Annotated in this window: 23 protein-coding genes; 13 read left to right on the plus strand and 10 right to left on the minus strand. The window is 69.0% G+C overall.

Translation table 11 applies throughout. The features are described from left to right. Nucleotides 1-4 precede the first annotated feature (4 nt). Both hpnH and ACTHL4_RS11880 read left to right on the plus strand, forming a co-directional pair. On the plus strand, nucleotides 5-1,000 hold the full coding sequence (hpnH, locus tag ACTHL4_RS11875; protein WP_440282979.1) for an adenosyl-hopene transferase HpnH: 996 nt from the start codon (nucleotides 5-7) through the stop codon (nucleotides 998-1,000). After that, complete coding sequence (locus tag ACTHL4_RS11880) at nucleotides 1,000-2,811, plus strand: 1-deoxy-D-xylulose-5-phosphate synthase (RefSeq protein WP_440282980.1); 1,812 nt, start codon at nucleotides 1,000-1,002, stop codon at nucleotides 2,809-2,811. Before hpnH ends, ACTHL4_RS11880 begins: the two co-directional genes overlap by 1 nt. A gap of 4 nt (nucleotides 2,812-2,815) precedes the next feature. Here the strand turns inward: ACTHL4_RS11880 and ACTHL4_RS11885 are convergent, their stop codons facing one another. Next, complete coding sequence (locus tag ACTHL4_RS11885) at nucleotides 2,816-4,342, minus strand: CCA tRNA nucleotidyltransferase (protein WP_440283004.1); 1,527 nt, start codon at nucleotides 4,340-4,342, stop codon at nucleotides 2,816-2,818. A 144-nt stretch (nucleotides 4,343-4,486) separates the two neighbouring features. Here ACTHL4_RS11885 and ACTHL4_RS11890 point away from each other — a divergent pair, with 144 nt between their 5' ends. The 8 genes from ACTHL4_RS11890 to trxA all read left to right on the plus strand — a co-directional run bounded on the left by ACTHL4_RS11890 (nucleotide 4,487) and on the right by trxA (nucleotide 14,288). Continuing rightward, a complete protein-coding gene (locus tag ACTHL4_RS11890) occupies nucleotides 4,487-4,972 on the plus strand; it encodes an NUDIX hydrolase (protein ID WP_440282981.1) in 486 nt (161 codons plus the stop codon). Beyond that, nucleotides 4,920-7,484, plus strand: coding sequence for a DUF6049 family protein (locus ACTHL4_RS11895; RefSeq protein WP_440282982.1), 2,565 nt, complete (start codon nucleotides 4,920-4,922; stop codon nucleotides 7,482-7,484). Before ACTHL4_RS11890 ends, ACTHL4_RS11895 begins: the two co-directional genes overlap by 53 nt. After that, on the plus strand, nucleotides 7,477-9,324 hold the full coding sequence (murJ, locus tag ACTHL4_RS11900; RefSeq protein WP_440282983.1) for a murein biosynthesis integral membrane protein MurJ: 1,848 nt from the start codon (nucleotides 7,477-7,479) through the stop codon (nucleotides 9,322-9,324). The genes ACTHL4_RS11895 and murJ overlap by 8 nt, the downstream gene beginning before the upstream one ends. 177 nt (nucleotides 9,325-9,501) lie before the next feature. Beyond that, nucleotides 9,502-11,301, plus strand: coding sequence for a protein kinase family protein (locus ACTHL4_RS11905; RefSeq protein WP_440282984.1), 1,800 nt, complete (start codon nucleotides 9,502-9,504; stop codon nucleotides 11,299-11,301). Continuing rightward, nucleotides 11,298-11,855, plus strand: a complete 558-nt coding sequence (gene sigM, locus ACTHL4_RS11910; protein ID WP_440282985.1) for an RNA polymerase sigma factor SigM — start codon at nucleotides 11,298-11,300, stop codon at nucleotides 11,853-11,855. The genes ACTHL4_RS11905 and sigM overlap by 4 nt, the downstream gene beginning before the upstream one ends. A gap of 141 nt (nucleotides 11,856-11,996) precedes the next feature. Then, on the plus strand, nucleotides 11,997-12,704 hold the full coding sequence (locus tag ACTHL4_RS11915) for a hypothetical protein (RefSeq protein ID WP_440282986.1): 708 nt from the start codon (nucleotides 11,997-11,999) through the stop codon (nucleotides 12,702-12,704). Between the two features lie 217 nt (nucleotides 12,705-12,921). Then, complete coding sequence (trxB, locus tag ACTHL4_RS11920; RefSeq protein WP_440282987.1) at nucleotides 12,922-13,899, plus strand: thioredoxin-disulfide reductase; 978 nt, start codon at nucleotides 12,922-12,924, stop codon at nucleotides 13,897-13,899. A 59-nt stretch (nucleotides 13,900-13,958) separates the two neighbouring features. Beyond that, entirely contained in the window at nucleotides 13,959-14,288 is a 330-nt protein-coding gene (trxA, locus tag ACTHL4_RS11925; RefSeq protein WP_440282988.1) for a thioredoxin, read from the plus strand. 191 nt (nucleotides 14,289-14,479) lie between these two features. On the opposite strand, the gene ACTHL4_RS11930 is transcribed toward trxA, so the two are convergent. From ACTHL4_RS11930 to rpmH, 8 genes are all read right to left on the minus strand, one after another. Next, entirely contained in the window at nucleotides 14,480-15,622 is a 1,143-nt protein-coding gene (locus ACTHL4_RS11930; RefSeq protein ID WP_440282989.1) for a ParB/RepB/Spo0J family partition protein, read from the minus strand. After that, nucleotides 15,619-16,662: a ParA family protein gene (locus ACTHL4_RS11935; protein ID WP_440283005.1), complete on the minus strand. Its 1,044-nt coding sequence runs from the start codon at nucleotides 16,660-16,662 to the stop codon at nucleotides 15,619-15,621. The genes ACTHL4_RS11930 and ACTHL4_RS11935 overlap by 4 nt, the downstream gene beginning before the upstream one ends. A gap of 195 nt (nucleotides 16,663-16,857) precedes the next feature. Beyond that, nucleotides 16,858-17,625 carry a 16S rRNA (guanine(527)-N(7))-methyltransferase RsmG gene (rsmG, locus tag ACTHL4_RS11940; protein WP_440282990.1) on the minus strand — a complete coding sequence of 256 codons (768 nt, stop codon included), beginning with the start codon at nucleotides 17,623-17,625 and terminating at the stop codon, nucleotides 16,858-16,860. 11 nt (nucleotides 17,626-17,636) lie between these two features. Further along, complete coding sequence (locus tag ACTHL4_RS11945) at nucleotides 17,637-18,197, minus strand: Jag family protein (RefSeq protein WP_440282991.1); 561 nt, start codon at nucleotides 18,195-18,197, stop codon at nucleotides 17,637-17,639. Between the two features lie 132 nt (nucleotides 18,198-18,329). Continuing rightward, a complete protein-coding gene (gene yidC, locus ACTHL4_RS11950; protein WP_440283006.1) occupies nucleotides 18,330-19,382 on the minus strand; it encodes a membrane protein insertase YidC in 1,053 nt (350 codons plus the stop codon). A 12-nt stretch (nucleotides 19,383-19,394) separates the two neighbouring features. Further along, on the minus strand, nucleotides 19,395-19,673 hold the full coding sequence (gene yidD / locus ACTHL4_RS11955; protein ID WP_440282992.1) for a membrane protein insertion efficiency factor YidD: 279 nt from the start codon (nucleotides 19,671-19,673) through the stop codon (nucleotides 19,395-19,397). Between the two features lie 4 nt (nucleotides 19,674-19,677). Continuing rightward, nucleotides 19,678-20,091, minus strand: coding sequence for a ribonuclease P protein component (rnpA, locus tag ACTHL4_RS11960; protein WP_440282993.1), 414 nt, complete (start codon nucleotides 20,089-20,091; stop codon nucleotides 19,678-19,680). Then, nucleotides 20,060-20,197: a 50S ribosomal protein L34 gene (gene rpmH, locus ACTHL4_RS11965; protein ID WP_440282994.1), complete on the minus strand. Its 138-nt coding sequence runs from the start codon at nucleotides 20,195-20,197 to the stop codon at nucleotides 20,060-20,062. Before rpmH ends, rnpA begins: the two co-directional genes overlap by 32 nt. Before the next feature lie 517 nt (nucleotides 20,198-20,714). Between rpmH and dnaA the strand changes: the two genes are divergently transcribed. From dnaA to gnd, 3 genes are all read left to right on the plus strand, one after another. After that, nucleotides 20,715-22,142 (plus strand): chromosomal replication initiator protein DnaA, encoded by a 1,428-nt coding sequence (gene dnaA / locus ACTHL4_RS11970; protein ID WP_440282995.1) that lies wholly within the window; start codon nucleotides 20,715-20,717, stop codon nucleotides 22,140-22,142. A gap of 644 nt (nucleotides 22,143-22,786) precedes the next feature. Then, nucleotides 22,787-23,917: a DNA polymerase III subunit beta gene (dnaN, locus tag ACTHL4_RS11975; RefSeq protein WP_440282996.1), complete on the plus strand. Its 1,131-nt coding sequence runs from the start codon at nucleotides 22,787-22,789 to the stop codon at nucleotides 23,915-23,917. A 163-nt stretch (nucleotides 23,918-24,080) separates the two neighbouring features. Then, nucleotides 24,081-24,992, plus strand: a complete 912-nt coding sequence (gene gnd / locus ACTHL4_RS11980; protein ID WP_440282997.1) for a phosphogluconate dehydrogenase (NAD(+)-dependent, decarboxylating) — start codon at nucleotides 24,081-24,083, stop codon at nucleotides 24,990-24,992. Between the two features lie 249 nt (nucleotides 24,993-25,241). Here the strand turns inward: gnd and ACTHL4_RS11985 are convergent, their stop codons facing one another. Beyond that, a complete protein-coding gene (locus tag ACTHL4_RS11985; protein WP_440282998.1) occupies nucleotides 25,242-26,096 on the minus strand; it encodes a DinB family protein in 855 nt (284 codons plus the stop codon). Nucleotides 26,097-26,140 lie beyond the last annotated feature (44 nt).

A 26,140-nucleotide genomic window follows, 5' to 3' on the forward strand; every position in this document is an offset into this window, starting at 1 on the left:
CCACATGCCCTTCCACCAGTCCGTCCGCCTCGGGCAGTACCTGCTGAAGCAGAAGCTCGCCGGACGGGACAAATACCCGCTGCTGGTGGAGCTCGAGCCGCTCTTCGCCTGCAACCTCAAGTGCGTCGGCTGCGGCAAGATCCAGGAGCCGGCCTCCATGCTCAAACAACGCATGCCGGTCGAACAGGCGGTGGCCGCCATCGAGGAGTGCGGCGCACCGATGGTCTCCATCGCCGGCGGTGAACCGTTGATGCACCCGCAGATCCACGAGATCGTGCAGGAGCTGCTGGACCGCAAGAAGATCGTCTTCCTGTGCACCAACGCGTTGCTGATGAAGCGGCACATCGACAAGTTCACGCCGCACCGCAACTTCTCCTGGATGGTCCACGTCGACGGGATGAAGGAGCGGCACGACGCGTCGGTCAGCCACGAGGGCGGTTTCGAGGCAGCCATCGAGGCGATCAAGCTGGTCCAGTCGCGCGGCTTCCGGGTGATGACGAACACCACTGTGTTCAATAGTGATTCACCGCAGGACGTCATCGACGTCCTCAACTACCTCAATGACGAGGTCAAGGTCGACAACATGCAGATCGCCCCCGGCTACGCCTACTGGAAGGCCCCGGACCAGGAGGGCTTCCTCGGTGTCGAGGAGACCCGCACGCTCTTCGCCAAGGCCTTCGGCGAGGGCCGCCGCAAGAAGTGGCGGCTCAACCACTCGCCACTCTTCCTCGACTTCCTGGAGGGCAAGGTCGACTACGAGTGCACGCCGTGGGCCATCCCGTCATACAGCCTCAAGGGATGGCAGCGTCCTTGCTACCTGCTCGACGACGGCTACGTGTCGACCTATGAGGAGCTCATCCAGGACACCGACTGGGAGGCGTTCGGCCGCGGCAAGGACGAGCGTTGCGCGAACTGTATGGCGCACTGCGGCTACGAACCCACCGCGGTGATCGCCACCACCAACTCGTTGCGGCAGACCATCCGGGCGGCGGTGGCGTGATGTCGTCGCCGGACCTGTTGCGTCACGTCACCTCACCCGGTGACCTCAAGGTGCTGCCGGAGACGGCGCTCCCCGAGCTGGCCGCACAGATCCGGCGGCGACTGATCGACGTCGTCACCCGCACCGGCGGCCACCTGGGTCCCAACCTCGGCGTCGTCGAGCTCACCATCGCGCTGCACCGCACGTTCGACGCCCCGCACGACGCCATCGTGTGGGACACCGGACACCAGAGTTACGTGCACAAGATGCTCACCGGCCGGGACGACCGTCTCGAGCAACTGCGGTCCGCGGGCGGCCTGTCCGGCTATCCGTGCCGCGGGGAGAGCGACTGCGACATCGTTGAGAACTCCCACGCCTCCACGGCCCTGTCGTATGCCGACGGGCTGTCGCGCGGTTCCGAGCTGATCGGGCGCGGTCGACGGGTGGTCGCCGTGATCGGCGACGGCGCGCTCACCGGAGGTATGGCGTGGGAGGCTCTCAACAATCTCGGCGCGAGCAACCGGTCGGTGGTCGTGGTGCTCAACGACAACGGACGCTCCTACGACCCGACCGTCGGCGCCATGGCGCACCACCTGCACCAGCTGCGCGAGGGCACCGCCTCGTCGAACCTGCTGGAAGCACTGGGTTTCCACTACATCGGCCCCGTCGACGGACACTGCTTCAAGGCACTGCACCGGGCACTGGACGAGGCGCGTGCCCAGTCCGGCCCGGTCGTGGTGCACGTGCTGACCCGCAAGGGCAAGGGTCATCCGCCGGCGGAGCAGGACCAAGCGGACCGGATGCACAGCGTGAGTCCAGCACCGATCCCTTCAGCAGTGAGCCGCGGTGCGGTCGGAGCCGCCCGATCCGAAGCGTGGACAACGGTTTTCGGTGCCGAGCTGGCAGCCATCGGCGAGGAACGCTCCGACGTCGTCGCCCTCACCGCGGCGATGCGCCTGCCGACCGGGCTCGGGCCCTTCGGGGAGCGTTTCCCGCACCGGATCGTCGACGTGGGCATCGCCGAGCAGCACGCCGTCACCTGTGCGGCGGGGCTGGCCACCTCGGGCCTGCACCCGGTGGTGGCGATCTACTCCACCTTCCTGGGTCGAGCCTTCGACCAGGTGCTGATGGATGTCGGATTGCACCGGCTGCCAGTCACTTTCGTGCTCGACAGATCGGGCATCACCGGCCCGGACGGTCCGTCGCACCACGGAATCTGGGACGTGTCGATGCTGCGCGGCGTGCCCGGCATCCGGATCGCGGCGCCGCGTGACGCCATACGCCTCCGGGAGCTGCTGCGGGAGGCGCTGGCCCACGACGACGGACCCACGGTGCTGCGCTATCCCAAGGGCAGTGCGCCGCAACCGGTGAGTGTGCACACCCGGCTCGGCCCGGTCGACCTGCTGACGCCGCATCACGCGGACGCCCAGGTGCTCCTGGTCTCCAGCGGTCCGCTGGCGACGGTCGCGGTCGACGCTGCCCGGCGGCTGGCCGGCATGGGCGTGTCGGTCACGGTCGCCGACCCGCGCTGGATCCACCCGGTGGCGCCGGAGCTGATGTCCCTGGTCGCGGAGCACAAGGTGGCGATCACGTTGGAGGACAACGCGATTGGTGGTGGTCTGGGAGCGGCGCTGTCCATGGCGGCACACCAGGAGGGCCTGTCGACCCGCGTCATACCGCTCGGCGTGCCGGTGGAGTTCGTCCCCGCCGGCGAGCGGTCCACGCTGCTGGCCGACTACGGCCTGGACACCGACCATGTCGTCGACACCGTGCTCGCGGCGCGCTGGCGGCGGGGGTCGAAGCATGCGGCACCCACCCTGGTCAGCGGCTGACCACCTACTCGGCACCTTCTTCGGCCCACCAGCGCAGCAACTCCGCGCGGGCGGCGTCCTGCCCCACCGGGCCGTTGTCGAGACGGAACGCCAGCAGGTGCTGGTAGGCCCGGCCGAGCACCGGGCCGGGCCGGATGCCGAGCGTCTCGGCGATCTGGTTGCCGTTCAGCTCGGGGCGGACGGCGTCCAGCTCCTCCTGCTCGCGCAGCGCGGCGATCCGCACCTCCAGGCTGTCGTATGCCGCCGACAGCGCCGCCGCCTTACGGCGGTTGCGGGTCGTGCAGTCGGACCGGGTGAGCAGATGCAGCCGGGACAGCAGCGGCCCCGCATCGGTGATGTACCGGCGCACGGCCGAGTCGGTCCACTGCGAGTCGACGCCGCCCGAGCGGTCCCGGGAGGGGACGCCCGGGCCGCCATACCCGTGGAACCGCAGGTGCAGCTCGGTCAGCCGGGACACCTGCTTGATCGTCTCCTTGTCGAAGCGCAGCTCCCGCAGCCGCTTGCGGACCAGCTTGGCCCCGACCATCTCGTGGTGGTGGAAGGAGACCCCGCCGCCCTTCTCGAAGCGGCGCGTCGCCGGTTTGCCGATGTCGTGCAACAGCGCCGCCAGCCGCAGGACCAGGTCCGGACCGGGCACCAGCTCCGGCTCCTCCAGACCCGGCACGACCCGCGGTCCCTCCAGCGCCATCGCCTGCTCGAGCACGGTCAGCGAGTGTTCGTAGACGTCCTTGTGCCGGTGGTGCTCGTCCACCTCCAGCCGCAGGGCGGGCAGCTCGGGCAGCACGTGGTCGGCGATGCCGGTGTCGACCAGCAGGGTCAGCCCGGCCCGCGGGTCCGGCGCGAGCAGCAGTTTCATCAGCTCGTCGTGCACCCGCTCGGCGGAGATCATCTCGATCGACCCGGCCAGCTCGGTCATCGCCGCACGCACCCGGGGGTCGACGGTGAAGCCCAGCTGGGCAGCGAACCGTGCCGCCCGCATCATCCGCAGCGGGTCGTCCCCGAAGGACACCTGCGGCGTCGACGGCGTCATCAGCGAGCGCGCAGCGAGCGCGCCCATCCCGTCATACGGGTCGACGAACTCCAGGTCGGGCAGACGCAGCGCCATCGCGTTGACGGTGAAATCCCGGCGCACCAGGTCCTCGGTCAACGAGTCGCCGAAGCTCACCACCGGCTTGCGGGTCTGCCGGTCGTAGGCGTCGGCGCGGTAGGTCGTCACCTCGACGATCGTGTCGCCCTTGCGGGCGCCGATGGTGCCGAAGTCGCGCCCGATGTCCCAGGTGGTGTCGGCCCAGGGCTCGAGCAGGGCCTCGATCCGGTCGGGTCGTGCGGAGGTCGTCAGGTCCAGGTCGGTCGACTCCCGTCCCAGGAACGCATCGCGCACCGGGCCGCCCACCAGTGCCACCTCGTGACCGTCGGCGGTGAAGATGCCGCCGAGCTCCTGCAGCAGCGGCAGCACCGGTGCCAGGTGCGCGACCGCGCGTCGCTGCAGCTGGGTTGCGGCGGTCGTCCGGGGTGTCGTCGGGGGTGTCACGGAATCGTCGGGGTGGGGCGTCGGCACCACCACAGGGTAGGGGCGCCCGAGCGACTCGTGATACAGGCCCCGAGGCGGGTGCGGGCAGCCGTCCCGTTCGTCGGATCGGCTCACGTCCCGGCGAGTCCGGTTTAGAGTGTCGAGATGAGCCTCTATCCACCGCGCACCGACCGCCCCGTGCGGCGGCTGCCTGCCGTGGAGGAGACCTCGGCCGGTGGCGTCATCATCGACGTGGCGGGTGGTTACGCCTGGATCGCGCTCATCGCGCGGCACAACCGGGCCGGCCGATTGGAGTGGTGCCTGCCCAAGGGCCACGTGGAGCCGGGCGAAACACTGGTCGAGACGGCGGTTCGCGAAGTCCAGGAGGAAACAGGCATCATCGGACGTGCCCTGGTCACCCTGGGCACGATCGATTATTGGTTCAGCACCCCGCAGTTGCGCATTCACAAGCGGGTCCATCACTACATGTTGGAGGCACTCGGTGGCGAGATCAGCATCGACGGCGACCCCGATCACGAGGCCGTCGACGCGCGCTGGTTCCGCCTGGACCGTGTGCAGCGGAAGCTGACCTTCCCCAATGAGCGACGCATCGTCCAAACAGCCTGGCAATACCTGGCGCCGACGGCCTGACCACCGGCCGGGTCACCCACTCGCTCTCGGGGCCGCCCTGCTCGCGCTCCTGCTCGGACTGTTCGCCGCTGGTGTCACTGCAGGTATGTCGCCCGCCGCTGCTGCGCCCTCCGCGGCCGCGACGGCGGCGCCGAAGTCGTCGACTGCCCGGATCAGCCTGGGCGCCAACCTGCCGGCCGTCTCATCCGCCGGGCAGGCGGTCACCGTCACCGGCACCATCACCAACATCGGGTCGGCCACCCTGGACAACCCGATGGTGCACGTCTCGGTCAGCGGCGACCACCTGCTCGACACACGCAGCGCCGCGGACGGCTGGATCTCGGGGACGCTCGACGTCCCATTGACCGAGGTCGCGTCCGGCAGGGCCGGCGCCCTGGCGCCCGGCAGCAGCACGCCGTTCTCGGTCACCATCCCCGGCAAGAAGCTGTCCTACGACTACGGCCTGGCCTCCTTGCCGATGACCGTCACGGTCACCGACGGCGGGCCGGCCGCCTCCGCCATACGGGGTATGGCGCGCAGCGCCCTGCAGCTGCAGAACTCCGCGGTCACGTCGCCGTTGCGGGTGAGCATCGTCGTGCCGCTGACCCTGCCGGCCGATCCGGACCTCTTCGGGCCGACCGGGTCCGCGCGGGCGGCGGCGTGGGAGCGCGCGGTCGGACCCGACTCGCTGGTGCAACGCACCTTGGACGCGTTGGCCGGCGACCCGGTCGTCTTCGCGGTGGACCCGGCGCTGATCGACCCCCCGGCACCCTCCGACGACAACGTCCCCTCCGCCGCGGCCAGTGCCTCGAGCCCCTCGTCGAGCCCCTCGTCGAATTCGTCGGCGGGGTCGCCGTCCGGCGCCACGGGATCGCCGGAGCAGTCGTCGTCCCCGGCGTCGACCGGAGCATCGGCGGGATCGACCGGTGCGGGGTCCACCGGCCGGGCCTCCGGCAGCGGCGGCACGCCCGACCCGACGAGCACCGCATCGGGCGCGGCGAGCGGCTCGGGCACGCCGTCGTCGTCGGCTTCGTCACCATCTTCCTCCTCGTCCTCTTCCTCGTCGTCACCGTCGCCCTCCTCCTCGCAGACCAGCACCCCGCCGGACACCCCCCAGGGCCGGATCGACGCGGCGGTGGACGGGCTCACCGACCGGCTCACCGGGCTGGGCTCCGAGCAGTCGGTGTGGTGGCTGCCCTCGGACGACCCGGACCTGACCGCGTTGCACGGACTGGGCAAGCCGGGGCAGTCGCTGGTGTCGCGTGACTTCGCGCGCGTCCTGCCCGACCGGGTCACCGCGCTCGGTGACGTCCGGCTCGTCTGGCCGACCGGCGACCTGCCCGGCGCGGCCGTCAGTTCCTACACCACGCAACTCGCCGCCGGCAGCAAGGCCCGAGCAGTCGCCCTGCTGCCCCAACGCGCCGTCCGGCGACCGGACGCCCCGACCGCCATCTATCGCGCCGCCGGCACCTCCGGTGTCCTGACGTATGACGAGTCGCTGTCCGGTGTCTTCAGCGGGGCCAGCACTTCGCCGGGCGCGCAGACCGGTCGGCTACTGACCCAGCTGCTCGCTCTCTACCAGCAGTCACCGGGCACACCGCGGTCGATCGCACTGGTGGCGCCCCGTTCCGGCGGTGCCAACCCGACCCAGCTGGCGGCCCGGATCGACGCGCTCCAGACGGCCGGTTGGGTGGGCCTGCGGACCGGCGCGCAGTCGACCGCTGCCCTGCGCACGGCTCCGGTGACCACCCTGTTGAAGACCCCTGCCCAGGGCGGCTCGACACCGACCGTCCCGGCGAAAGCCGTCACGGCCGACGAGCTCGCCGCCCTGCACGATGCTCGGGCGGACCTGTCCGCCCTGCAGAGCGTTCTGGTCGGCGGTGACGACGTCATGCCCGAACGGAAGCGGGCACTGGACATCATCGGCTCCACGCGCTGGCGCGGCGGCGCCGCGAAGTTGCACGTCGTCGCCGATCGGGACCATGCCGCGGTCGTGGCCATGCTGCACAAGCTGAGCATCCGCTCGTCCACGATCAATTTCTTCGCCGACTCCGGCGACATCAGCCTCACCGTCTCCAACGAACTCAACCGGCCGGTGCACGACGTCCAGGTGGAGCTGCAACGGCGCAAGTACCTCGTCCGGGTCACCGACTCGCCGCAGCAGGTCGACATCGGTGCCGGTGCCCGCGCCGCCGTCCATTTCCACATCGAGGCGGTCGGTGGCGGCACGGTGCCGCTGGACGCGGTGCTGCGGGCACCCGACGGGACGGCGTTGACCGACACGGACGCGCCGGCACAGCTGAAGATCAACGTGCACCCGACCTCCGGGTGGATCATGTGGGTACTCGGCGTCCTCGCCGCACTGATCCTCGCGATCGGCCTGTGGCGCGCCGTACGCCGAGGTCCGCGGACCGCCTCCGAGCAGCCGGTGGCCACGGACGCGCCGACCCCGGAGGACGCCATCGTCGATGCCGGCGAGACCACCGCACAGCAGACCACAGATCGAGGCGAGGGCAGCGACACCGATGACTGACGAGAGCCGACCCAGCCTGGGCCAGCTGTACGCCGAGTCGGACCTGCGCGCCCAGGTCCAGCAGAACGCGCCCGAAAGCCAGGGCAGCCTCGGTTCGCTGTATGCCGCCTGGATGGGCGAGGACTCCGGCTATCTGCCGATGCCCGACCCGGAGGTCGTCCGGGCCCGCCGGGACGCGATCGCCCGGGGTGCGGACCCGGATGCGCTGCCGCAGGCGCCCGCCGCGGCGGCACCGGCACCGGCGCCCGAGGGGGGCATCGGCCGGGCCAGCGCGGTGATGGCCGCGGGCACCCTGGTCTCCCGCGCGCTCGGCTTCGTGCGCACCATCCTGATGGCCGCGGTCATCATCGGCGTGGCCGGCAACGTCTGGGAGACCTCCAACAAGATCCCGAACCAGATCTATCTGCTGCTGGCCGGCGGCGTCATCAACGCGGTGCTGGTCCCGCAGATCACCCGCGCGCTGAAGGACCCGGACGGAGGCAAGGCCTACACCGACCGGATCCTCACGCTCGCCATGTCGATCCTGCTCGGCGCGACCGTGCTCTTCATGGTGGCTTCCCCGCTGGTCTTCAAGATCGGCTACGTCCATGCCAGCGGCGACACCTGGCGTCTGGGCATCCTTTTCACCCTCATCTGTATGCCGCAGCTGTTCTTCTACGGTCTCTACACTCTGCTCGGCGAGATCCTCAACGCCCGCAGCCGGTTCGGCGCACTCATGTGGTCCCCGGCACTGGCGAACGTCTTCGCGATCGCCGGCATCGTCTGGCTGCTCGCACAGCACCATCGGGAGGTCGGCGACCCGTCCCGGTGGACGACGTCGATGGTGGTGATCTTCGCCGGATCGGCGACACTGGGCATCGTCGCCCAGGCGGTGGTGCTGATCATCCCGTTGCGACGGTCCGGCTACACCTGGGCGCCCAACTTCTCCTTCCGCGGGGTGGGGTTGCGCAACACGTCCACGATCGCGGGGTGGGCGTTCGCGGCGGTCATCGTGCAGCAGCTCGGCGTCTTCCTGGTCACCGGAAACCTGCTCAACGGGATCGGCTCGGCCAACCAGGCGCAGGGTTACGCATTCCTCTTCTTCATGCTGCCCCACTCCTTGGTGACCCTCAGCCTGGTCACCGCGCTCTTCACCCGCATGTCACGAGCCGCCCATGAGGGACGCACCCGCGCAGTGGCCCAGGACACCGAGTTCAGCCTGCGGTTGTCCTCCGTGGCGACCATGCCGGCGACCTTCGGTGCGTTGGTGGCCGCCGGGCCGCTGGCCGCCGCCTTCTACCCGCCCATCGCCACCGCGGTCGAGCGACAGACGATCGCGCTGCTGATCGGCCTGGTGCCGTTCACGGTGTGCGTCGTCGTGCAGCGCGCGCTCTTCGCCTACCAGGACGCCAAGACGCCGTTCAAGATGCAGGTGTGGTGCACCATCATCACCAGTGTGCTGGCCGTGCCGTGCGTCCTACTGCCGGACGACTGGCGGGGTTTCGGCGTCTGCCTGGCCGGATCGATCGCCTACTTCGTCGAGGCGACCATCGGCTACCGCTGGCTGCGGGACCAGCAGCTGCCCGGCTTGCGGATGGTCGGCGTCGCGCAGACGTGGGCCCGTCTCGCCGTCGCCTCGGTGATCGCGGTGGCGATCGCGTTCGCCGCCCGGTACGGCACCGGACTGGTCACCGGCCACGACACTCGCATCGCCAACTTCATCGTCTTCGCCGTCGCCGCGGCCGTCTTCCTCGTCCTCTATGTGCTGTTCTCCCGTCGGCTGCACGTGAAGGAGGTCGAGGAACTCATCGGCGCGGTGTCCGGCCGGCTCGGCGGCGTACGACGACTGATCGGTCGCTGACGGCTGCCGATCCGCCGTCCGCGCCGCGGATCGGGCTTCCCGGCGCGTGTCCCCGCCGGACTGCGCCGGTCGGCCTTTTAGGATGTGGCCGATGCGTGCGCGGCGGCGACGGGCACGGATCACCATGGGAGCCGCGCCGACGCGGCACACGAACGGCGAACAGGGAGCGTTGGTCAGGTGCAAGCCATCGGCGAGAACACCGTGCTGGCGCAGCGCTACACGCTGACCCGCAAGCTGGCGGGACGTGGTGACCAGGAGTTGTGGATCGCCACCGACGCCACGTTGGGCCGGGAAGTGACCGCCACCGTCTTCGCAGCGGACTCCGACCACGCCGAAGCGGCCCTGGACAGTGCCCGCCGCGCCGCGGGTGTGGAGGACCGTCACCTGCCGCGCGTGCTCGACGTCGGCACGCAGGACGGGACGGCATACGTCATCACCGAGGCGCTGCACGGCGCCGACTCGATCGCCGCCATGCTGCAGTTCGACCCGTTGCCCCCCGAGGAGGTGCGCCGGATGGTCGGCGAGGCCGCCAGTGGTCTCGGCGCCGCCTCGGCGCGCGGTCTGCACCACCTGCAGCTGACACCGCACGACATCGTCACCTCACCCGACGGTGCCGTGTCCGTGCTCGGCCTGCCCACCGACGCCGCCCTCGCCGGCGCGGACGAACTCTCCTCGGAGGAAGCCTCCCGCGCCGACACCGTGGCGCTCGTGCAGATCGTGTATGCCGGGCTGACCCGCCGCTGGCCGGGTGAGGAGTCGGTGCCCGGTCTGCAGGACGTCACCCGCCGCGCGGACGGCGAGCTCCCGGCTCCCAGCGAGCTGGTGTCCGGAGTGCCCGGCGACCTGGACACGCTGTGCCGGACCACGCTGGGCGCCGACGAGGGCCCCCGCACTCCGGGCGAGCTCGCCCGGCAGCTGGCACCCTGGTCCTCCGAGCGGGTGACCACCTCGACCCGCCGGACGACCGGCTCGGGTCGCCGGCCCGGTGCGACCCTGGCCGCCGTGCCCGGTGGCGGCCGCGGGGCGCTCGCCGGGACCGGCTCGGCCGACGACGATCGAGCTCTCGAGGAGCGGGCCCACGACGAGGCACCGGCCACCGAGGCCGTCCCGACCCGGACCGCGCTGCCGCGGGCCGGCGTGGCCACGGCCGCCGGCAATGGCAGCACCGACACCGGCGACGAGACGGCGCAGATCTCCGGCGCCGATCTGGCGCGGGCCCGCGCACGCGCCGCAGCGCCGCGGGACGATCTGGACGACGATTTCGGTGGCGACCCCAGGGGCGACTACGACCCGTCGTTCACCGATCTCGAACCACCGGTTCCCGGCCTGGACGGTCACTTCGAGGCCGACAACCAGAGCAGCCGGCTGGCGCTGGTGATCGTCGGCCTGCTGGTCGTCGTCGCCGTGGTCTTCGCTGCGATCGGGCTGCGCGGCATCGGCGGCTCGTCCAAGCCCTCGACCAGCAGTACCTCCGCGGGCGCCGCCACGTCGTCGGGGAGTGCCTCGGCACCGGCGTCCAGGACCACGAGCGCAAAGCCCACACCGACCGCCACACCGGTGACCATCCAGCGCGTGACGTCATACGGCATCAACGGCGGCGACAACTCCCGACTGGCCGCCAAGGCCGCCGACGAGGACCCCGGTTCCTACTGGCAGAGCTACGACTACAGCACCGCCGACGGCCGCGGCGGCGGCCAGGGCACCGGGCTCCTGCTCGACCTGGGGAGCGTGCAGACCGTCGGCAGCGTGAAGATCACCACCACCGGTGGTCCGTCGACGATCAAATTCTTCGTCAGCGACCACATCGAGCCGGTGAGCTCGCGTGACCCGGAGACCACGTTGACCGGCCAGGGCACCCAGACCGCGCAGCTGAACGGCGTCCAGGCGAGATACATCACCCTCTGGGTCACCAAGCTCAGCAAGCAGGACAACGGCCGGTTCCAGGAGCGCATCAACGACGTCAAGGTCTACCCGTGACCGAGCTGGCCGGGACCAACGACCGGGACCTGCTGGCGGCACACTGTGCGGGCGATCCCGACGCGTTCGGCGAACTCTTCCGGCGGCACAAGGACCGCATGTGGGCGGTCGCGCTGCGCACCACCCGCGACCCGGAGATCGCCGCCGACGCCGTCCAGGACGGCTTCATCTCGGCGTTCCGCCGCGCAGACTCCTTCCGCGGCGACGCTCAGGTGACGACCTGGCTGCACCGCATCATCGTCAACGCCTGCCTGGACCGGCTGCGCCGGATCAAACCGACCTCGGAGCTACCGGAGTACGACCTGGCCGACCGGCACGACGTGCACGGCAGCACGGTCGTGCGGTTGGACGTGCAGGAGGCGCTGGGCAAGATCCCCGAGGGACAGCGGCTGGCGCTGACGCTGGTGGACATGCAGGGTCTGCCGGTGGCCGAGGCCGCGCAGGTGCTCGGCGTCGCCGAGGGCACCATCAAGTCCCGGTGCGCACGCGGCCGTTCGGCACTGGCCGAGCTGCTGCGCGACAAGCACGGGGACGGTTACGCCGGCGGCACCTGATGAGGGAGGGAACCGCAGGGTCCGCTCGCACGTCGGACCCTGGACTGATGGTGGTCTCCTCACCACCGGACTGCCCCGGGGCAGCACGGAACCATGCCCTGGCATTCGTCGTCCCAGCTACTGAACCGATTGGAGGAAGCCGTGAGGACACCTCCCGATGACGACTTCGAGAACGATCCGACAGGTATGCGCGACCTGTTGCGTTCGCTGCCCGCTCCCGGGCCGATGCCGCAGGATGTCCAGGACCGGATCACCGCTGCCCTGGCGCAGGAACGCACCGGCGGCCAGCAGGAGCACCACAACGTCACCCCGCTGACCCGCACCGGGCGCTCCGGCGACCGGTCGGGCCGGCGACGCTGGATGCCGGCCGTCGGTGGTCTGGTGGCCGCGGCCGCTGTGGCAGCCGTGGCGGTGGTCGGTGTCAACGCGCTGCGGCACGACAACGCGCCGGTGACGGCCCTCCCGTCCGGGAGCGCCCAGCACACCATCAGCACCGCCCAGCTCGCCGATCGCGTGCAGGTGGAGAGCACCGGCACCCATTACACCGGGGCGTCCTTCGACACCCAGGCGGCGAGTATGGCGAACGGCACGGCCGGCCAATCTCCGGACGCCTCGCTGCTGGCGCAGTTCGGTGCGCTCGCCAAACCGCAGGCCATCGTGCAGTGCGTACGCACCATCGGTGGCTCGCTGCTGGACGATCCGTCGAGCATCAAGGTCGATCTGGCCACGTATGACGGCAAGCCCGCCTTGATCATCGTGGTCACCAACCACGGCGCGAAGACCGCGTTCGCGGTTTCGTCCAGCTGCAGCAAGGACTCCCGGCCCTACGCAGCGCCGCGCGCACTCTGAGCCCCTCGAACGACGTCGCTGCACGTTCCCCTGCACTCCGGACGGTCACACCGCCCGGCGTCCGTCTGCGGTGAGAACACCACGCCGGGAGCACATGTACGGCACGGAACATTCCCGACATACCATCTGTTGTGCTCTACGAGCCCGCCGAGCGGGCGGACCACCGCCGACCCGGTCGGGCGCAGCCCCGACCAACTGCCGAAAGTTAGGACACTCCGTGAGCGAGCCTCGCAACCTGATCATCATCGGTTCCGGGCCGGCCGGTTACACCGCCGCCGTGTATGCCGCCCGCGCCAACCTGCACCCGCTGGTGTTCGAGGGGTCGGTCACCGCCGGCGGTGCGCTGATGAACACCACCGAGGTCGAGAACTACCCGGGTTTCGCCGGGGGCATCATGGGACCCGAGCTGATGATGCAGATGCGCGAACAGGCTGAACGCTTCGGCGCCGACCTCGTCCGCGACGACGTCACATCGGTCGACCTGACCGGAGACATCAAGCGGATCACCGACGGCGAGGGCAACGTGCACGAGGCGCACGCGGTCATCCTCGCCATGGGTTCGGCCTACCGCGAGCTCGGACTGGAGGACGAGAAGCGGCTGTCCGGTCACGGCGTCTCGTGGTGCGCCACCTGTGACGGCGCCTTCTTCCGCGATCAGGACATCATGGTCGTCGGTGGCGGCGACTCGGCCATCGAGGAAGCCACCTTCCTGACCCGCTTCGCCCAGAAGGTCACCGTGGTGCACCGCCGCGACGAGCTGCGCGCATCCAAGATCATGGCCGACCGCGCCCTGTCGCACGACAAGATCGACTTCGCCTGGAACAGCCAGGTCACCGGCATCCACGGCGACCCGAAGGTCAGCTCGGTGACTCTCACCGACACTCGCACCGGCGAGACCCGCGAGGTCGACACCTCCGCAGTGTTCGTCGCCATCGGGCACCTGCCGCGCAATGAGCTTGTCGTGGGTCAGGTGGACACTGACGACGAGGGTTACGTGCTGGTCGCTCAGGGCACCACGGCGACCAACCTGCCGGGCGTCTTCGCCTGCGGCGACCTGGTCGACCACACCTACCGTCAGGCGATCACCGCTGCCGGCACCGGCTGCTCGGCGGCGCTCGACGCCGAGCGTTTCCTGGCCGCGCGGGACGAGGCGGGCGCACCCTCTGCGGACGCCGCCCAGACCGTCAACGCCTGAAACCTCTTATTTCCCAAGGCCTTTCGGCATACATCATCACAATGAAAGGAACATCCGACATGGGTGCGAACACCAAGGACACCTCCGACGCCACCTTCGAGGCCGACGTTCTCAAGAGCGACAAGCCGGTGCTCGTCGACTTCTGGGCGCCCTGGTGCGGACCGTGCAAGATGATCGCTCCGATCATCGACGAGATTGCCGAGGCGAACGCCGACAAGCTGACCGTCGTCAAGCTCAACACCGACGACAACCCGGCCACCTCCGCCAAGTACGGCATCACCGGCATCCCGACGCTGAACGTCTACCAGAACGGTGAGGTCGTCAAGAGCATCGTCGGCGTCATGCCGAAGCCGAAGCTGGTCAAGGAGCTCGAGCCCTTCATCGGCTGAGTCCCTCTCGCTCCACCAGCGGTGTCCCCGAATTGTGTTGGGGGACACCGCTTTTCGCTTGTCCTGCAGCAACGGTCCGCCGGATGTGATGTGAGTGGGTTGCGAGGTGGCCAACTCGCCACCCCTCGGTGCTCACCTCGTCCTGTTGGCCATCACGCGTGGTCTCGAGCTGCTGCTTCGTCGCTCCTCGATCAGCGTTCGCTGTGGACGCCGAGCTGGTCCATGATGCGGTTCAGATCCTCGACGCTGGCGAACTCGACGGTGAGCTTGCCGCGGCTCTTGCCGAGGGAGATCTTGACCCGGGTGTCGAGCTGATCCGACAGGCTTGCCGCCAGATTGTCCAGCTGCGGGTGGTGCTGGCCGGCGCGCGGCGACCGCCGGGTGGCACGCTCCTTGTCACCGCCGAGCGCGACGATCTCCTCCGTGCTGCGGACAGACAGGCCCTCGGCAACAATGCGCTGGGCGAGGCGCTCCATCGCGGCCGCGTCCGGCAACCCGAGCAGGGCGCGGGCGTGCCCGGCGGACAGCACACCGGCGGCAACGCGTCGCTGCACCAGCGCGGGCAACTTCAGCAGGCGCAGGGTGTTGCTGATCTGCGGGCGGGAGCGGCCGATCCGGCCGGCGAGTTCCTCGTGCGTGCAGTCGAAGTCGTCCAGCAGTTGGCCGTATGCCGCGGCTTCCTCCAGCGGGTTCAGTTGGGCACGATGCAGGTTCTCCAGCAACGCGTCGCGCAGCATGTCGTCGTCGTCGGTGCTGCGGATGATGGCGGGGATCGTCGCCTTCTCCGCACCCCGGCTGGCGCGCAGCCGGCGCTCGCCCATGATGAGCTCGTACCCGACGCCCGCCTCGGCGGCATCAGCGGCGGTCAGCTTCCGCACCACGATCGGCTGGAGCACGCCGATCTCACGCACACTGTGCACCAGCTCGGCCAGTTCGTCCTCGTCGAAGACGGTCCGCGGTTGGCGCGGGTTGGGCCGGATCTGGTCTACCGGCAGCTCGGCGAAGGTCGCGCCGGGCACTTCCTGCAACTGGTCGTCAGAGGCGTTGGTCGCCGTCGACGGATCCTCCCCCTCGTTCGTGCCGGCGTCGAGCATCGCCGAGCCTTCGGGCGCCGCACCGGTGATCGAGTCCGCCGCTGCGCTTTCCGCAACTGCGGACCGCGCCATGTTTCCCGTGAAACGCTCACTGGAATCCTGGTGCTGGGCGGTGGTAGCCACCGAACCACCGCCGGGGAAGAAGACGTCGGACGGTCGGGGCGTGCCGGTGGTCGGTGCGGGTGCCGTCGGTATCAGTGCGCCCAGCCCACGTCCGAGGCCGCGTCGTTTTTCGCTCACTGGTCGATCGTAGTGCCTTGTGCGGCGAGCTCCTTGGCAGCCTCCGCGTACGAAAGCGCGCCGCTGCTCGACGGATCGTACGTGAGCACGGTCTGCCCGTGGCTCGGCGCTTCCGAGATGCGCACCGAGCGCGGGATCGAGGCCCTCAGGACCTGATCGGTGAAGTGGGCACGCACTTCCTCGGCCACCTGTGCGGACAGTCGCGTGCGGGCGTCATACATGGTCAGCAGGATGGTGGAGACGTGCAGCCGAGGGTTGAGGTGCGCGCGGATCAGTTCGATGTTCTTCAGCAACTGGCTCAACCCCTCCAGCGCGTAGTACTCGCACTGGATGGGGATGAACACTTCCTCGGCCGCAACGAAGGCGTTCACGGTCAGCAGGCCGAGGCTGGGCGGGCAGTCGATCAGGATGAAGTCGAAGCGTCCCGCCGGGCCGGGGTCCGCCTGATACTGATCGATGGCCCGCTTCAGCCGTGATTCACGTGCCACTAGTGACACCAGCTCGAGCTCGGCGCCGGCCAGATCGATCGTCGCCGGCGCGCACCACAGGCCGGGTATGTCCGGGCACTCCTGCAGCACGCCGGCGAGTTCGTCGTCGTCGACCACGACGTCGTAAATGCTCGGGACCTCGGCGTGATGCGGTATGCCGAGCGCCGTGCTCGCGTTGCCCTGCGGGTCGATGTCGATGACCAGCACGCGCAGACCGAACTGGGCCAGTGCGGCCGCCACATTGACCGTCGTCGTGGTCTTGCCCACCCCGCCCTTCTGGTTCGAGATGGTGAGGATCCGCGGTTGCGCGGGCGCGTGGACAGCGCCCTGCGCCAGCCGCTCGCGCCGCCGCGCCTCGTCCACCAGTTGATCGGCGAGCGGGGATGCGGTGGGCGTCTCCGTGACAGGAGGCACGGTCGCTATGTCCTCGGCCGCGCCCGCGACGGTGGTTTCACGGGAAACGCTCGACGGCACCGTTTCACGGGAAACATCACCAGAAGCCGGGACGACGTGTCGCGCTGCTTCGGTCGCCCCCGCGGGCACGGGGTACAGAGCGCCGACTTCGACCGTCGGCGCGAGCCGGGCGGCGTTACGCCAGCCGACCGGCTCGGGACTCGTCGATACGTCTGCAGGTCCCTGCCAGCCCGTGGGCAGCGAGAGTGTGCTCACCGTTCGCCTTCCGTTCGTCGTCCTGCAGCGAAGCGATATCGCTCACCGCCGTGTTGAGTAGTGGCGCAGCATCCGCGGTCAGCGCGTGCGGCGAGCGCCGGAACGCGCCACGTGCTTCGAGGACCGTGTGCCGCCGCCCTTCTTCGCGCCGCTCTTGCTCAGCCGGCGCGGTGTGCCGATCGTCAAACGCGCGACCGTGGTGGGCTCGTCCAGCACATCACCACCGCATTCCACCACCTCGACCGCAGTGACGCCGACTGACGTCAGCAGTTCACGACTCGCGTCGATCTCCTCGGCCACGGTGGAGCCCTTCATCGGCAACCACCAGCCGCCAGGACGAACCAGCGGGACGGACCAGACGGCAAGGTTCTCCAGTGCCGACACGGCGCGTGAGGTCACCACGTCGGCCGGGCCGACGTCGTCCCAGAGCGCCTCGGCGCGTCCTCGGGCCACCGTCACGTTGGACAGCGAGAGCGTCTGCACCACCTCGTCCAGCCAGCGCACCCGGCGCAGCAACGGCTCGACCAATGTCACGGTCAGATCAGGGCGGCGGATCGCGATCACCAGGCCCGGCAGCCCGGCGCCGCTGCCGACGTCCACCACCGTGCTGCCGGTGTCGATCAGCTCGGTGATCACCGCGCAGTTGAGGATGTGCCGTTCCCATAATCGCGGCGCCTCGCGTGGCCCCAGCAGTCCGCGGATGACGCCGGAGCCCGCCAACAACTCCGCATACTGCTGCGCGATGGGCAGCCGGTCGCCGAAGAGACGCGCCGCGGCAGCGGGCGCCGCAGGGACCGGGGCAGTCTCCAGCGGCCGAGAGCCGTGCGCGGAGTGTTCGTGTTTCACGTGGAACGCGGTCAGTCGTCCGAGGGCAGAACCACCACGAAGCGACGTGGTTCGGCGCCCTCCGACTCGGAGCGCAGGCCCTCGGCGAGCACCGCGTCGTGCACGACCTTGCGCTCGAACGCCGACATCGGGTCCAGCGCCACGCGCTGACCGTCGCCCTTGACCGAGGTGACCGCGTCTTGGGCGATCTTGACCAACTCCGCGCGCCGATCCGCGCGGAAGCCGGCGACGTCCAACATCAGTCGGCTGCGGTTGCCGGTCTCGGCCTGCACCGCCAGGCGAGTGAGTTCCTGCAGCGCGTCGAGCACCTTGCCGTTCTGGCCGACCAGGCGACGAGGCACCCGCCCGTCTTCGGAGTCCACGATGGACACCGAGGCCCGGTCACCATCCACGTCGACGTCGATGTCGCCGTCCAGGTCGGCGATATCGAGCAGTGTCTCCAAGAAGTCCGCGGCGACCTCACCCTCGCGGTCCAGGTCCACGGCCTTGGTCGAGACGGCCGGAGCTGCAGCGCTCGATTCGGTCGCTGCATCGTCGGCCGCGGGGGCATCGTCGGTGGTCACGTCAGTCATTCTTCACTCCCGGGTGCATTGAACGTGCGTCGAACGTGTAGGGAACACGAAGTCTGTGGCGCCGGCCCTGACGCAAGTGCGGTGACCGGGCTTCGCCCACCGCCTCGTCGCCGGCGCCGTTGACAAGTGGGGCTAGCGTTTGCGCTTCTTGTTGTTGTTGCGCTTGGGTTGCACGCGCTGGCCGCCCGCCTTTCCGGCGGTGCCGCCGTCGGCGGTGACCAGGCCCGGCGTGCCGGGTGGTGTCTTGGACTTGGCCAGCTCGACGGACGCATCCGCAGGCTCCTCGTCCTCGGTCTTGTGCAGGCCGGGGATGCTCAGCTTGGTGATCGGCTTGCCCTTGGCGGCCCGACGCGCCTCGAGCGCCTTCTCCGCCTCGGATCCGGGCGCCGGCATCCGGCGGATCGTGTAGAACTGCTGGCCCATGGTCCACAGGTTGGTGGTCACCCAGTAGAGCAGCACACCGATCGGGAAGTTCACGCCGGAGATCGCGAAGAACACCGGCATGATGTACATGATGTATTTCTGCTGCTTGGCCATCGGGTTGTCGAGGGCCGACGCGGGCATGTTCTTGCGCATCAGCTGGTGCTGAGTGGTGAAGACCGTGACCGACATGATGATGATCAGCGCGATGCACAGCGTGCGCACCGCCGCGACGGGCGACTCGCCCGGGTGCAGGAACGCCGAGGACAACCGGACGTTGAACAGCGTCGACTGCTCGGCCTGACGCGCCAGGCTCTGCGTCATCCAGCCGATCGGGTCGTGGTGGCCGGAGCCGATGTCCTTGAGTCGGTCCAGGACGCGGAACAGCGCGAAGAAGAACGGCGACTGCAGCAGCATCGGCATACAGGAGGAGAACGGGTTAGTGCCCGCCTTCTTGTAGAGCTCCATCGTCTCCTCAGTCATCTTCTGACGAGACTCGGCGTCCTTCTTGCCCTTGTACTTCTTCTGGATCTTCTGGATCTCGGGCTGGATGAGCTGCATCCGCCGCGACGACTTGATCTGCTTGACGAACAGCGGGATCAGCATGATGCGCAGCACGAGCACGAGGCCCACGATCGACAGCGCCCACGTCCAGCCATTGGCGGCCGGCAGACCGATGGCGGTGAAGATCTTGTGGAAACCCACCATGACGAAGGCGACGAACCATTCGAGCGGGTACAGGATCGTGTCGAAGAAGTTGTAGATGGCGGGGTCCTTCTATTTGAGCGGCGCCGGCGCAGGTGCACCGGAGTCGTCCGCAGTGACAACAGGCGGAACGTGGTCCACGCCGCCAGGGTTCCATGGGTGGCATCGAGCGAGCCGGCGCACGGTCAGCCAGCTGCCCTTGAAGACACCGAACCGGTTCAGCGCCGTGATGGCGTATGACGAGCAGCACGGCGTGAACCGGCAACTCGGCGGGAGCAGAGGGGAGATCAGCAATTGGTAGAGGCGCACCAGCCAGACGAACGGCCGCGCCAGGATCCAGGTCACCGACATGTCGTCACCGGCGCCGTTCGATCGCAGTGCGCAGTTGACGGTCCAGGTCGCTGCGCAGCAGCTCGGCCGACACGGACCCGGCCGCCGGGTTGGCGCGGATCACCACGTCGATGTGATCCGGCACCACCGGCAACAGCGTCGCCATCCGGTGTCGCAGGACGCGTTTGGTCCGGTTGCGGACCACCGCGTTGCCGACCGCCTTGGAGACCACCAGACCTACCCGCGGCGTGTCGGTGTCGGAGCGGCCGACGGTCACCACCAGCCGGGGTCCCGGCGCCCGCCCAGAACGACGACTGCGCAACACTGCGGAGAAATCCGCACTGTCGCGCAGTCGGTGGGTCGTCGGCAGCACGGTCGCCCGGCCAACGCGGAGCCGAGGAGAACCCTCAGGCCGAGATCTTGGCGCGGCCCTTGGCACGGCGCGCCGACAGGATCGAACGGCCGGCGCGAGTGCGCATCCGCAGGCGGAAGCCGTGCACCTTGGCGCGGCGGCGGGTGTTGGGCTGGAAGGTGCGCTTGCTCACTGTCGTCTCCGTCGGAATGTGCGGGCCCAGGGCGGGCCCGGTCGTGCGTCGGTCATCGGGATCTTCGTCACGACCCGTCACCGCGGGCCGATCCGCCCACCGCAGGGAACCGTGCTGGTCCAGGCAGGCATGAGCGAAGAAGGCTCGGAGCTACGATACGGGCCGCCCGTAGCGGGGGTCAAACCGAGCGACGTCGCGTTCCACGCACGCCGAACCGCCCATCAAAAGCCGCCGAACCCGCGAACACCAGCCGCCACGCCGAACGGTCCGAACTTTCTTCGTCGACCGGCTTGCCGGGTGCCGGTCGGAGTTGTTAGCGTCGGCGTCTTCCAGGTCGGTCCCGCACGTCGCGGCCATGTCGTCACCCATTTCTTCATTCACAGCCTGTGGATAACCATGTGGATTAACGGCGTAGCATGTCTGCCGGCGACCTCGGTGTTCACCGAGACACCCGCCGAATCATCCGTCGAGATCTCGCCGATCCCGGTACGCCGCTTGTCAGGGAGGACCCAGCGTTGTGAGCGATCAGGACATCGACCTCGCTCACGTCTGGCACGGTGCCATGCTCGGCATCGAGGACTCCGGCATACCGGCGCGTGATCGCGCCTACCTGCGGTTGGCCCGGCTCGCCGGACTCGTCGGCGGCACCGCGTTGCTGGCCGTTCCGTTCCCGCAGACCAAGGTCTTCGTCGAGACCACCCTCAGTGAACCCATCTGCACCGCCCTCGGCGAGCAGCTCGGCACCGAGATCCGGCTCGCGGTCACCGTCGACGACAGCCTGCGCCCGGCCGACGACGAGCCCGCCGAGCCGGTGCGTCCCGCGCCCGAGCCGCCAGCGGACGTCGAGGAGGACCTGTTCACCAGCGCCGCCGCCCGCCAGCGGCAGCCGGTCACCACCGAGCCGGTCCAGGACGCACGGCTCAACCCGAAATACACCTTCGACACCTTCGTCATCGGTGCCGGCAACCGTTTCGCATGTGCCGCGGCGCAGGCCGTCGCCGAGACACCGGCCCGTTCCTACAACCCGCTGTTCGTGTATGGCGACAGCGGCCTGGGCAAGACGCACCTGCTGCACGCGATCGGCAACTACGTGCGCAACTACTACCCGCACATGCGGGTGCGCTACGTGAACTCCGAGGAGTTCACCAACGACTTCATCAACTCCATCCGCGACGACAAGGCGTCCAGCTTCCAGAAGCGCTACCGCGACAACGTCGACGTGCTGCTGATCGACGACGTGCAGTTCCTGCAGGGCAAGGACGGCACGCAGGAGGAGTTCTTCCACACCTTCAACGCGCTGCACAACAGCGAGAAGCAGATCGTGCTCACCTCCGACCAGCCCCCGAAGATGCTCTCCGGGCTGGAGGACCGCATGCGGTCACGGTTCGAGTGGGGCCTGACCACCGATGTGAAGCCGCCGGACCTGGAGACCCGCATCGCGATCCTGCGCAAGAAGGCGGTCGCCGACTCGATGCACATGCCCGATCAGGTGCTCAGCCTGATCGCCAGCAAGGTGCCCAGCAACATCCGCGAACTCGAGGGTGCGCTGATCCGGGTGACGGCATACGCCTCGGTCTCCAACCAGCACGTCACCGAAGAGCTAGCCGGCCGCGTGCTCAAGGACCTGATGCCCAGCTCCGGTTCCGGCCAGATCAGCGCGACGGCCATCATGCGCCAGACCGCCAAGTACTTCGGCCTGTCCGTGGAGGAACTGTGCGGGTCGTCGCGCTCGCGCACCCTGGTCAACGCCCGGCAGATCGCGATGTACCTGTGCCGTGAGCTCACCGACCTCTCGTTGCCCAAGATCGGTCAGCAGTTCGGCGGCCGCGACCACACCACGGTGATGCACGCCGACCGCAAGATCCGTCAGCTGATGGGTGAACGCGCCCACCTCTACGAGCAGATCAGCGAACTCACCACGCAGATCCGCCGCGCCACCGCCTGAGCGTCGCCAGCCGTCCCGCGCCTGCCCTCCAGTCCCGGTTTCGATACTCCCCGTTCCGCTCCTCGGCCTACTCAACCCAAAGGATTTCCACAGCTGCTGTGGAAATCGGTGGCGGTCGTCGGCCACCTCCCCACGGCACACTCACCGCCGGCAGGCCATTCCGGCCGTCGTTCCGGCTGGCCGGCCGCCCTTCTCTCCACAACCTGTGGATAACCATGTGTGTATGTGGGACCGCCGTGGCCACTGTGACGAACCGACCATCCACATGCGGCGGTGGACGACACCGTGCCAGCTGTGCACAACCGCGCTCCGTTGACCACACCGACTGCGGACAGCCTGTGGACAACGGCGGTCATCCACGACCGGCGCGAGTTGTCCACAGCGGCGGCCAACAGGTTCTCCACACGCCGTACCGGCGGTATGACGCGCGCAGCACCGGTTGTCCACAGTTTCCACAGTTGCTACGACAACTACCAACCAGAGAAAGATGGCGTTTTCGCCATTGCCGACTGGGGATTTCCGGACGACCACCCGTAGTAGCGGCTGCCACAGCACCCCGACTAGTGTCATGCTGCGCCCGCACGGGTCCCGACACTTCGAAGTTTGTTCTGGAACAAGCCTCCCTCAGCAAGGATGGTTAGTACGTGAAGCTCATCGTCGATCGCGATGTCCTGGCCGAAGCCGTGACCTGGGCCGTCCGTGGCCTGTCCAACCGGCCGCCCGTACCCGTGCTGGCGGGTGTGCTGCTCGACGCCAGCACCGACGGGCTCACCCTCAGTGCCTTCGACTACGAGGTCTCGGCGAAGGTCACCGTCGACGCCCAAGTCGACGAGCCGGGCCAGGTCCTCGTCCTGGGCCGCCTGCTGGCGGAGATTTCGCGATCGCTGCCGAACAAACCGGTCACCATCACCGCGGATGAGCACAAGGTTGAGCTGACCTGCGGGTCCAGCCGCTTCTCCCTGCAGCAGATGCCGACCGCGGACTACCCCACCCTCCCCACCTCGCCCGAGCCGACCGGTGCCATCGCCGGCGACCTGTTCACCCAGGCCGTCTCGCAGGTCGCCATCGCCGCCGACCGCAGCGACACGCTGCCGATCCTCACCGGCGTCCGCCTGCACATCGAGGGCGACAAGGTCAGCCTGCTCGCCACCGACCGCTACCGGCTCGCCCTGCGCGAACTGTCCTGGAACCCCACCGACGCCGATGTCGAGCAGACCGCGCTCATCCCGGCGCGGACACTGCAGGACACCGCCAAGGCGCTCGGCGCGTCCGGCTCCGTCCAGCTCGCCCTCGGCTCCGCCGCCGGCGGCGACGGCCTGGTCGGCTTCGAGGCAGGCCAGCGCCGGGCCACCACCCGCCTGCTCGACGGCGAATACCCCAAGGTCTCCTCCATCTTCCCCACCAGTGTCGACTCCATCGCCGTCATCGAGACCGCCGCGCTCACCGAAGCCGTCAAGCGCGTCTCACTGGTGGCCGAACGCAACACCCCGGTGCGGCTGCGCTTCTCCGAGGGCCAGGTAGCCATCGAAGCCGGTCAGGGCGACGACGCCCAGGCGTCCGAGGCCGTGGAGGCCGCTCTCACCGGCCCGGACATCGAGATCGCCTTCAACCCGCAGTTCCTGCTCGACGGTCTCGGGGCGCTCGGCACCCCGTTCGCCCGTATGTCGTTCACCCAGCCCAAGAGCCCCGCCGTCCTGTCCGGGCAGGCCGAAGCCGACGGCGACGCGGACGAGTCCTACCGCTACGTGCTGATGCCGGTCCGCTTCGCGTCCTAGGACGCCCGCTGAAGCTTCCGACAGTTCCGCTGAAGTCTCCCGACACCGGACGCTGAAGTTTTCCGACACAGGCGGAGGAAGCATGGGGCGGGCGCCAGCCCGCACCGAGCTTCCGGAGTAGCGTCGGGGACGACGTACGACATACACGAACGAAAGGCGCGGCATGCAACTCGGTTTGATCGGCCTGGGCAAAATGGGCGGCAACATGCGCGACCGCCTCGTGGCGGCCGGACACGACGTGGTCGGCTACGACACCAACCCCGACATCTCCGACGTCAGGGACCTGCCGGAACTCGTCAGCAAACTCGACGCGCCCCGCAACGTGTGGGTGATGGTCCCGGCCGGCAAGATCACTCAAGCGGTCATCGACGAACTCGGCGGCCTGCTCGACAAGGGCGACCTGGTGATCGACGGCGGCAACAGCAAATTCACCGACGACGCCAAGCACGAGAAGGAACTCGCTGACAAGGGTATCGAGTTCGCCGACTGCGGTGTCTCCGGCGGCGTCTGGGGCAAGGAGAACGGCTACGCGCTGATGGCCGGCGGCTCCGACGCCAACATCGAGCGACTGATGCCGATCTTCGACGCGTTGCGGCCCGAGGGCCCGCGCGACGAGAGCTTCTGCCACGCCGGCGCGGTCGGCGCCGGCCACTACGTGAAGATGGTCCACAACGGCATCGAGTACGGCATGATGCAGGCCTACGCCGAGGGCTACGAGCTGCTCGAGGCCAAGGAGATCGTCAAGGACGTCCCCGCCGCGTTCAAGGCGTGGACCCGCGGCACCGTCGTACGCTCCTGGCTGCAGGAGCTGATCGCCGCAGCACTGGAGAAGGACGGCGACCTGTCCCAGATCGAAGGCTTCGTCAACGACTCCGGCGAAGGCCGCTGGACCGTCCAGGAAGCCGTCGAGTACGGCGTCCCCATGCCGGTCATCTCCGCCTCACTCTTCCAGCGCTTCTTCTCCCGCCAAGGCACCGACTCCCCTGCCATGAAGGCCGTCGCCGCCATGCGCAACGAGTTCGGCGGGCACGCCGTCACCAAGAAGGGCGAGAAGGGCATCGTCACGGACCACTGAGTCCTTGCTCTCCGCTCCTCGCGTTACTGAAGGCGTAGTTCACGAACACGTTCGTGAACTCCGCCTTCAGTAACGGTCGTCGCTTCGCGGGCGTCCGCTGAGCCGTTTTGCTCGACTCCTCGCAGGCCGGTCAGGCACGTTCGCGAGCGTGCGAGCGTGAGTGCCTGACCGCCCTGGTCGTCGTCTCGCGGGCGTCCGCTTGTCGTTCGGTGGCGTGCTCGTGGCCTGTCGCCGTGGCCGCGTTCTCGGTCAAGCGCGTGGGCGTTGCCTATCGCCTTCATCCGGTGATCGTCCGGCCGGTTGGTCCTTGCCGGTTTCCTCACCTGCCCGTGCGTCGATCGTGTCCAGGTCCCGCACGGCGTAGCGCAGGTGCTCCCACTCCTCCGCGATGATCGTGTGCAGGCACGACAGGGTGGTCTCCGGATAGTGCGGCGCCCACGGGTTGCTGCGTGGTGTGCGCAGTTCGTCGGTGCCGAGGCCGGCGAGGAAGTCACGCACCATCGCCATCCGCTCGGCGCGCACCTCCAGCACCCGGTCGTATGACGGGCAGCTCTCCGCGAAGACCGACATGTCCCCGCCGTCGGCGGCGTATTCGGCATGCGGCTGACCGATCGGATGGTAGGGCTCCGACACGCCCAGGATCGCCCGCCGCAACCACGTGTCGGTCGCCATCACCAGATGCCGCAGCGTCTGAGCGAACGACCACTCCTCCTCGATCGACACGTCGGCAGTGCCCGCAGGCATGGCCGCGACACGGTCGACGGCTCCGGCCCAGGCGCCCTCGACCGCCGACCAGGCCGACCGCAAGGCGTCGGGATCGGCAGCGTGCCGCTGCTCGCGGCCGGGGAACCGGCGGTTGAGCTCGGCATCGACCAGCGGGCGCACATCGACGCCGTTGACCCGCAGGAAACCGTCGTCGGAGCCGCCCGCGGCGGCCGACAGGTCCGCCTCGAGCAGCCACGGGGCGTCGATCTCGGTGCCGGCCACGTCGACGGACCGCATCACCACACCGGACAGGTCCGACCGGACGAAGCGTGCCTCGCGCAGGCTGACGCCGACGAACCGCGCACCGCGCAGATCGTCGGAAGCGTTGAAAGTCACCACGGGTCCACGATCCCACCGGGCACCGACATCCGCAGCAGCACGGG

Source organism: Flexivirga sp., assembly GCF_051955415.1.
Lineage (GTDB): Bacteria > Actinomycetota > Actinomycetes > Actinomycetales > Dermatophilaceae > Flexivirga.